At 68.8% G+C, this 6,068-nt stretch carries 8 protein-coding genes; 5 read left to right on the plus strand and 3 right to left on the minus strand.

Annotated features, from left to right (window positions below; all coding sequences use genetic code 11):
• Positions 1 to 199 precede the first annotated feature (199 nt).
• Entirely contained in the window at positions 200 to 583 is a 384-nt protein-coding gene (locus tag Q7T84_RS15025) for a DUF2237 family protein (protein WP_304810392.1), read from the minus strand.
• A gap of 55 nt (positions 584 to 638) precedes the next feature.
• Here Q7T84_RS15025 and Q7T84_RS15030 point away from each other — a divergent pair, with 55 nt between their 5' ends.
• Positions 639 to 1,490, plus strand: coding sequence for a CoA ester lyase (locus Q7T84_RS15030; RefSeq protein WP_304810395.1), 852 nt, complete (start codon positions 639 to 641; stop codon positions 1,488 to 1,490).
• Between the two features lie 8 nt (positions 1,491 to 1,498).
• Positions 1,499 to 2,326, plus strand: a complete 828-nt coding sequence (locus Q7T84_RS15035; protein WP_304810397.1) for a hypothetical protein — start codon at positions 1,499 to 1,501, stop codon at positions 2,324 to 2,326.
• Here the strand turns inward: Q7T84_RS15035 and Q7T84_RS15040 are convergent.
• Positions 2,323 to 2,730, minus strand: coding sequence for an HIT domain-containing protein (locus Q7T84_RS15040; protein ID WP_304810399.1), 408 nt, complete (start codon positions 2,728 to 2,730; stop codon positions 2,323 to 2,325). The two genes, Q7T84_RS15035 and Q7T84_RS15040, sit on opposite strands and share 4 nt — an antisense overlap.
• Before the next feature lie 136 nt (positions 2,731 to 2,866).
• On the opposite strand from Q7T84_RS15040, the gene Q7T84_RS15045 reads away from it, so the two are divergent.
• Positions 2,867 to 3,853: a malate dehydrogenase gene (locus Q7T84_RS15045; RefSeq protein WP_304810400.1), complete on the plus strand. Its 987-nt coding sequence runs from the start codon at positions 2,867 to 2,869 to the stop codon at positions 3,851 to 3,853.
• 24 nt (positions 3,854 to 3,877) lie between these two features.
• Here Q7T84_RS15045 and Q7T84_RS15050 read toward each other — a convergent pair whose 3' ends face one another.
• A complete protein-coding gene (locus Q7T84_RS15050; RefSeq protein ID WP_304810402.1) occupies positions 3,878 to 4,546 on the minus strand; it encodes a lysozyme inhibitor LprI family protein in 669 nt (222 codons plus the stop codon).
• Positions 4,547 to 4,648: 102 nt separating this feature from the next.
• On the opposite strand from Q7T84_RS15050, the gene Q7T84_RS15055 reads away from it, so the two are divergent.
• Together Q7T84_RS15055 and Q7T84_RS15060 are read left to right on the plus strand one after the other, a co-directional pair.
• A complete protein-coding gene (locus Q7T84_RS15055; protein ID WP_370653668.1) occupies positions 4,649 to 5,185 on the plus strand; it encodes a GNAT family N-acetyltransferase in 537 nt (178 codons plus the stop codon).
• Between the two features lie 353 nt (positions 5,186 to 5,538).
• Positions 5,539 to 6,068: ATP-grasp domain-containing protein (locus Q7T84_RS15060; protein ID WP_304810407.1), on the plus strand; the 530-nt coding region annotated here is incomplete at its 3' end.

The following is a 6,068-nucleotide window of genomic DNA, read 5'->3' on the forward strand; positions in this document are numbered from 1 at the left end:
TCCGCTGATCTGAGGCGCTGGGACCAATCGATATTCGGTGTTTTCGCACCGAACCCGCTCATCCCGGCGAGGGCCGGGACCCAGATGAAGCCCCGGTGCTCGAACGCAAATCTAGATTTCGTGCTCTACGGTCTGGGTCCCGGCCTTCGCCGGGATGAGCGGGGAAAAGGCGGCGCGTTCGGCTGAATGTCGATCGCCCCTACGCCTCGACCGCGTGGTCCTTCAGCACCCCGAGCGTGACGATCGCCAGGGTTTCCTCGTGAGTGGCTTCCAGCACCAGCGGCGGGGCGGCGCCGGCGTCCAGGGCCTCTTTCCAGCGCGGGGCGCAAAGGCACCAGCGGTCGCCGGGCTTGAGGCCCGCGAAGCCGTATTCCGGCATCGGGGTGGAGAGGTCGTTGCCGACCAACCTGGAGTAGGCCAGGAACTCGGCGGTCATCACCGCGCAGACCGTGTGCAGGCCCAGGTCATGCGGCCCGGTCTCGCAACAGCCGTTGCGGAAAAAGCCGGTCACGGGATCGAGCGAGCAGGCGATCAGTTCGCCGCCCAACACGTTCTTGGCGCCTTCGTCATAGCGGGTGGTCATGACGTCATCCTAGCCCTTATGACTGCGGCTTAGCCATCCTTCCGGAGCTAGAGAATTGACCGCAGTCCGGCCGCGCCGCAGCGCCCTCTACATGCCCGCCGCCAATGCGCGCGCCATCGAAAAGGCCCGCGAGCTGCCTTGCGACGTCGTGATCTTGGACCTTGAGGACGCGGTGGCCCCAGACGCCAAGGACCTGGCCCGCGACCAGGCGGCCCTGGCGGTGCGGGCGGGCGGTTTTGGCGGGCGCGAAGTGGTGATCCGGGTCAACGGCCTGGACACCCCCTGGGGGCTCGAGGATCTGGCCGCGGCTATCAACGCGCGGCCGGACGCCATCCTGGTCCCCAAGGTGTCGAGCGCCCACGACTTGCGGGCCTATGGCGCGGCCGAGGCGGGCGGCGTGCCGCTGTGGGCGATGGTCGAGACCTGCGCCTGCCTGTTCGCCCTGAGCGAGATCGCCGGCGCCGGCGTTGGGCTCGCCGCCCTGGTGATCGGGACCAACGACCTGGCCAAGGAGATGCGCTGCCGGCTGACCGTCGAGCGCGCGGCCCTGGCCGGGCCGCTATCGCTGTCGGTGGCCGCGGCTCGCGCCCACGGACTTGTGATCCTGGACGGCGTGTTCAACGGCATCGACGACGACGAGGGCCTGCTCCGCCAGTGCGATCAGGGCGCGGAGTTCGGTTTCGACGGCAAGACCTTGATCCACCCACGCCAGATCGAGGCCGCCAATCGCGCCTTCACCCCCGCGGCGGACGAGGTTGCGTGGTCGCGCACCATCGTGGCGGCCTTCGATTCGCCGGAAAACGCCGCTAAGGGGGTTATTCGAGTCGAGGGACGTATGGTGGAGCGATTGCATCTGGTCGAGGCGCGGCGTTTGATCGCCGTTGCGGATGCTATCGCCCGAGCGTGAGGCGTATTTTGAACTTCTTGCTCAAGACTTCGATCTGTCTCACCGCGCTGGTCGCGATAGCCGCGCCGCCGGCGTTCGCTCAAGACGTGGTCGATCCGATCGGCGCCCTGCTCGAGCAGTCGCCAGCCATGGACGAGGACCAGGCCGAGCAGGTCGGCGCGCCGCCCGCGCAGCAAGCCGCGCCGCCCGCGCCGACCCCGTCGCCCTATGCGCGGCCTCCCGCGGCCGCCACGACGTACCCCTACGCCCCCGTGACCGCCCCCGCGCCTCAGGCGTCCTATCCGCCGCGTGGCCCGGTTCCCTATACGCCCAGCCCAGCGCCCTACAGGCCGCGCGCCGTGGCGCCCTACAATCCGGCCCCGGGCGCCTACGCGCCGCAGTCCTATGCGCGGCCTCCCGCGCCGAAGCTGAGCGCCCCGGTGCATGTGGACGAGTATGACAAGACGCCGGAGGCTCCGCTCAACGGGGCGGAACTCGGCTACGAGAGCCGCCTGCGCTCGTCCTTCGCCTCGGCTCAGGGGCTACAGGGGCCGCTCGACGGCGCCTGGATGCTGAGCACCACCGGCGGCCAACCGCTGTACGCGCTGCTGTTCGTGGACAAGGGGCAGGGCCAGTTGGAGGGCGCGTGGCGCGACCCTCGGCGGCGCGGGGCGACCGACTCCTCGGGCTTCATGGCCAGCGTTCAGCGCATGGGAAGCCAGCTGCGCGCCAATTTCCAGTCGCGTCCCGGCGCCCCGACGACGACCATCACCCTTGATCCGGCGAGCGGCGGGACGTGGTCCGGCGTGCTCGACGAAGCCGGAACCCGCACGACCGTCACCCTGAAGCGCGACTAGAGCCCGAGCGCCGCGCCCGCCGCGGCGGTCACCGTCTCCAGATCCGCCGGCGTGTAGGGCAGGGCGGGGCTATGGCCCCAGACCGGGCCAGGCCAGGCCGGGTCGGCGACGTGGCGGCCGACCACATGGACGTGAAGCTGGGGGGTCACATTGCCCAGCGCCCCGACGTTCAGCTTGTCGACGCTCATCCCCAGCGCCCGGACGGCGCGGCCGGCGGCCAGGATCTCGTCGGTGAGCGCCGCCAGGTCCTCGCGGTCCAGGTCCTCGAGTTCGCGCGCGCCGGCGCGGCGCGGGATCAGCACGATCCACGGATAACGGGCGTCGTCCTGCAGCCGAACGTGACTTAGGGGGAGGTCGCCCAGGGCCGCCGAGGTGGCGATAAAGGCCTCATCCAACTCGAACATCGTGCTCTCCAGGCGACCCTTGCGGGCGATAAAGGTGAGGCCGGCTTTGGCCGGCGCCGCTCACTTGGCCTTGCCGGACCGCCTTTGCGGGTCTAGACCGCCCGCGAATTCCGCACTGCAACCACGGGACAGTTCCATGACCACGAAGAAGCCGATCCGCGTCGCTGTCACGGGCGCCGCCGGCAACATCGGTTACGCCCTCCTCTTCCGTATCGCCTCCGGCGAGATGCTGGGCAAGGACCAGCCGGTCATTCTGCAACTGCTCGAGATCCCGGTCGAAGGCGCCCAGAAGGCGCTCAAGGGCGTGGCGATGGAGCTGGAAGACTGCGCCTTCCCGCTGCTGCAGGACATGGTCCTGACCGACGACCCGAACGTCGCCTTCAAGGATGCGAACTGGAACCTGCTGGTCGGCTCCAAGCCGCGCGGTCCGGGCATGGAGCGCGCCGACCTGCTGAAGGACAACGGCAAGATCTTCATCGCCCAGGGCAAGGCGATCGACGCCGTCGCCGCTGACGACGCCCGCGTCGCCGTGGTCGGCAACCCCTGCAACACCAACGTGATGATCGCCGCCAGCCAGGCCAAGCGCCTGACCGCCGACCGCTTCACCGCCATGGTCCGCCTGGACGAAAATCGCGGCCGCGCTCAGCTGGCCAAGAAGGCCGGCGTCTCGATCAACGACGTCTCCGAGCTGTTCATCTACGGCAACCACAGCCCGACCATGTTCGCCGACTTCACCCACGCCAAGATCGGCGGCAAGGCCGCTGCTGACGTGATCGGCGACGAGGCCTGGCTGAAGAACGACTACCTGCCGACCGTCGGCAAGCGCGGCGCGGCGATCATCGAGGCCCGTGGCCTGTCGTCGGCCGCCTCGGCCGCCAACGCCCTGATCGACCATGTGCGCGACCTGACCACCGTGGGCGCCGTCCACTCGGTCGCCATCGCCAGCGAGGGCCGCTACGGCTTCGCCGAAGGCGTCTGGGCCGGCATGCCGGTCAAGACCACCGCCACCGGCTACGACGTCATCACCTCCTACGAGATGGACGACTTCGCCAAGAGCAAGATCGCGATCACCAACGACGAACTCGTCGGCGAGCGTGAGACCGTCAAGGACATGCTCGGCTAAGAACGACTGCGAAAGGGTCCCGGCTCACCAGTCGGGACCCTCACCGCGCGCCATGGCGTTCAGCTGCTCGATTCGCTGATCGTAGATGGCCGCGACCGCCCGCGGCGAGCGCCGCGCGGCCTCTTCCCGGACCACCATCCAGCTATTCTGCTCGGCCTCCAGCAGGTCGTAGGGCACGCCCAGCCGCACCGCTCGCTGGAACGCCCGGGCCAGATGCCGATCGGCCGCCGCCAGCGCCGGATCGGAACAGACCACCTCCTCCGCATAGGACGCCGCGCGCGCGCAATCGAAGCTGGCCTGTTCGCGGCCGGCCGGCCACGGCTCGATCGCCTCGGGATCTGGGGCGCCCACGTCCATGACCCGCGGCGAGGGCGGCGGGGTGTTGGCCGCCGCGGCCCGCGCCAGTTCCGGGGACATCACCTCCAAGGGCGAGGTCTTCGCCGCCGGCGCCTCGGGCGGGGGCTGCGCCATTTCGATGGCCATCTGGCGCTCGCCGGTCTTCGAAGCTGGGAGCATGGCGAGCGGCTTCGGCGCGGTCGCGATCAACTGAGGCTTGGCGGCGAAGCCCAGGCCAAGCCCCACCACGCAGGCCACAACGACGCCGCCGATCAGCGCCTTGCGGCCCAGGCGCGGGGAAGCGTCGGGCGCCTCGTCTCGCGCCAGGGTGAGGGGCGGCTCGCCGTCGAACGTCATGACCTGTCTCCTTCATATCGAGCGAGGCAGGATCAAGGTCGGCGCCTGAATGGTGACTGAACCATCTGGTCGGGGGCGGCGAATAGTCGGAACATGGAGCCCATGAGCCTTGGACCCACGCTTGAAACCGCCCGCCTGATCCTGCGCCCGCCGTCCCCCGAGGACTTCGAGGGCTGGGCCGCCTTCGCCGCCGACGAGGAGGTCAACCGCCACCTGGGCGGACCGCAGCCGCGCGAGATCGCCTGGCGGACCATGTGCACCATGACCGGCGCCTGGGTGGTCCGCGGCTTCAGCATGTTCTCGATCATCGAAAAGGACAGCGGCCGCTGGGTCGGACGTCTTGGCCCGTGGCAGCCCGAGGGTTGGCCGGGCACCGAGGTCGGTTGGGGCGTGACGCGCGAGTCCTGGGGCAAGGGCTACGCCGTCGAGGGCGCGACCGCGGCCATCGACTGGGCCTTCGATCATCTCGGCTGGACCGAGGTGATCCACACCATCGATCCCGGCAACATCAACTCGCAGAACGTCGCCCGGCGCCTGGGCTCGACGATCCTGCGCCACGCCGTCCTGCCGCCGCCGCTGAACGACACCATCGACGTCTGGGGTCAGAGCCGCGAGCAGTGGAAGGCCCGCCCGCGCTGAGCGGCTCCGCGCCGGCTGGGTGAGGGTTGGGCACATTGTCGCACCGCCTCGCTAGGCACGGCATTACGCAAGGTAAAGCTACAAGGTGAAGGTGCGTGGGCGGACATGAATGGCGCCGGTTTTCGACAGCGCGACCGTAGCTGAAAGCCTGTACCCATCGCCCGTTGGACGCCTTCGACGGGGCGCTTTTGGGTCGCCGAAAATCCGCGTTATCGGCCCAAATCAATAGATATCACGCCAGGTAAGCTGGTTTTTTCTTGGCGTGGCGCGGTTGCCACAACGCGGCGTGGCGCCTATAACCCCGGCCGTTCGTCGAGCCCGGCGGACTTCCCGATCACGCGTTCCGCGGCCTCATGAACATCCACGAGCATCAAGCCAAGTCCGTCCTCTCCGAGTTCGGCGTGGCGGTACCGCGCGGCTATGCCGCATTTACTGTCGACGAGGCGGTCAAGGCCGCAACGGACCTTGGCGGTCCGGTCTTCGTCGTGAAGTCCCAGATCCATGCAGGCGGACGCGGCAAGGGCCGTTTCGAAGGCCTCGGACCAGACGCCAAGGGCGGGGTCCGGGTCGTCAAGTCCGTCGATGAGGTCAAGGCCAACGCCGAGGAAATGCTCGGCCGCGTGCTGGTGACCCATCAGACGGGTCCCAAGGGCAAGCAGGTCAACCGCCTCTACATCGAAGAAGGCGCGGCGATCGCCAAGGAATTCTACCTGTCCCTGCTGGTGGACCGCGACACGAGCCGGATTTCGGTCGTCGCCTCCACCGAAGGCGGCATGGACATCGAGGACGTGGCCCACTCCACGCCCGAAAAGATTGTGAGCTTCTCCATCGACCCGGCCACCGGCGTCTGGAACCACCACGGCCTGAAGCTCTCCAAGGCGCT

This window comes from Phenylobacterium sp. (genome assembly GCF_030654915.1).
Classification (GTDB): domain Bacteria; phylum Pseudomonadota; class Alphaproteobacteria; order Caulobacterales; family Caulobacteraceae; genus Phenylobacterium.

Excerpts from the sequence above, each read along its gene's own strand:
- Q7T84_RS15025 (WP_304810392.1), bottom strand. The coding sequence starts at position 583 with ATGACCACCCGCTATGACGAAGGCGCCAAGAACGTGTTGGGCGGCGAA.
- Q7T84_RS15040 (WP_304810399.1), bottom strand. The coding sequence starts at position 2,730 with ATGTTCGAGTTGGATGAGGCCTTTATCGCCACCTCGGCGGCCCTGGGC.
- Q7T84_RS15045 (WP_304810400.1), top strand. The coding sequence starts at position 2,867 with ATGACCACGAAGAAGCCGATCCGCGTCGCTGTCACGGGCGCCGCCGGC.
- Q7T84_RS15050 (WP_304810402.1), bottom strand. The coding sequence starts at position 4,546 with ATGACGTTCGACGGCGAGCCGCCCCTCACCCTGGCGCGAGACGAGGCG.
- Q7T84_RS15055 (WP_370653668.1), top strand. The coding sequence starts at position 4,649 with ATGAGCCTTGGACCCACGCTTGAAACCGCCCGCCTGATCCTGCGCCCG.